The organism is Acidovorax sp. HMWF029 (assembly GCF_003060895.1).
Taxonomy (GTDB): domain Bacteria; phylum Pseudomonadota; class Gammaproteobacteria; order Burkholderiales; family Burkholderiaceae_C; genus Acidovorax.
The window spans coordinates 1-1,699 of the sequence record NZ_QAIH01000290.1 but is presented as its reverse complement, the minus strand read 5'-3'; the positions used below and the strand labels follow the sequence as shown (position 1 = coordinate 1,699).

Annotated in this window: 2 protein-coding genes; both read right to left on the bottom strand. The window is 71.0% G+C overall.

Annotated features, from left to right (window positions below):
• Window positions 1-1,150: AarF/ABC1/UbiB kinase family protein (locus DBR12_RS20100; protein ID WP_108618849.1), on the bottom strand; the 1,150-nt coding region annotated here is incomplete at its 3' end.
• Window positions 1,137-1,699 (bottom strand): DUF2867 domain-containing protein (locus DBR12_RS20095; RefSeq protein ID WP_233244957.1); only part of this gene is annotated, 563 nt, incomplete at its 5' end. The genes DBR12_RS20100 and DBR12_RS20095, both read right to left, overlap by 14 nt.

Here is a 1,699-nt window from a genome sequence, read left to right as displayed (position 1 = left end):
TCCCAAAGTCGAACACCGCCTGTGTGAAGGGCTCGATCTGCCAGGCCTGCATCACGGCCAGGGCCGGGGCCAGGTCGCTGCGGTAGGTGGGCAGGCTGACATCCGGCCCGGCCAGGCCCAGGGCCTGGTAGGCCTGCAGCACCAGCGCATGGCGCTCTGGGTCGTCCGCTGGCCGCAGCAGTGCCGACCATGCCTGCACCACCTGGGCCCGGAACCCGGTGGACAGGCTGCGCGTGCAGCCAAAGTCCAGCACGCCCACTGTGCCATCGGGCGCAAACAGAAAGTTGCCCGGGTGGGGGTCGGCATGCACCCGGCCCAGCACAAAGATGCAGTGCATGAACCAGTCCCACAGGTGCTGCCCGGCCTGGTCGCGCTGCGCCTGCGGCGGTTGCGTGGCCAGCCAGGCCTGCAACGGCTGGCCGGGCACAAACTGCTGTGTGAGCACCTGGGCGCGGGTGTGCGACAGGATGGGCCGGGCCATCACCACCCCCGGCTGTGCGGCGTGCTGGGCAAACCATTGCAGCTGTTCGGCCTCTTGCAGGTAGTCCACCTCGCGCAGCAGGGTGGCCTCGATCTCGGTCATCACGCTGTCCATCACCGTGTCGGTGGGCAGGGGCAGATCGGTGTGGGCCAGGGCGCGCAGCGCGGCTCGCATGAGCTGCATGTCGCTGGCGATGGTGGCGGCGATGCCGGGGTACTGCACCTTCACGGCCACCGTGCCATGGCCCGCCAGCTGTGCGCGGTGCACCTGGCCCAGGCTGGCGGCGGCAAACGCGATGGGCTCGAAGTGGTCAAACAGCGCCTCGGGCTCCTGGCCGAAGGCCTGGCGGAACACGCGGCCCACCAGTGCGCGGTTGAGCGGCGGGGCCTGGTGGTGGGCGCGGGCCAGCTCGCGCCGCACGCCCTCGGGCAGCAGCTGCGGGTGCATGCTGAGCAACTGCGACACCTTGAGCGCCGACCCCCGCAGCTGCCCCAGCGCACCAAACAGGATGCGGCCCAGCGCTGCCTCGTGCTCGGCCTGCGCCTGGGCCGAGCGCTTGCGCGTGCGGTGCGAGAGCTCGGCCATGCCGATGCGCGCGGCCGCCAGCCCGGTGATGGCGCTGCGCGCCAGCTTGCCGGTGCGCGGGGCGTCTGCGTCAGTTTTGGCCATGGTCTGCCAGGCGCTGCGCTGTGCCGCGCGCAATCACGCGGTGGATCGGGGTGATCACCGCCATGTAGGCATGGCCCAGTGTGTTGTGGATGTGCACCACCGTGCTCAGCACTACCCGGGGCGCGGCGCCGGGGGCGGCGGGCTGTTTGCAGATGGACACCTGCACATCGAGGTGCTTGTCGTCCTGGCCCATCACCACCTCGGTATCGCTCAGGTGGCGGATGCGGAAGATGCCCACACGGTCGCCCACGCGGTAGCTGCGCGCGTCGCGCAGAGGGCGGCCGCTGGCGGGTGGGTAGCCGTCGTCCAGCTGGCCCAGGTCTTTCAGGCCCACCAGGCGCACGGCCTTGTTGCGCACAAACATGAGGGCGCGCGTCCACGCCGGGGTGCGGGCCGCCACATCCAGCCATGACTGCAGGGCCGAGCGCGCGGGGTGCTGGTCGGTCACCTCGTAGGCATCAAAAAAATCGGCCCCGGGCAGCGTGGCATGGATGGCTGTGCCGGGCGGAACCTGGGTGGCGCGCGCGGTGGTGGGGGCAGCGGTGGCTG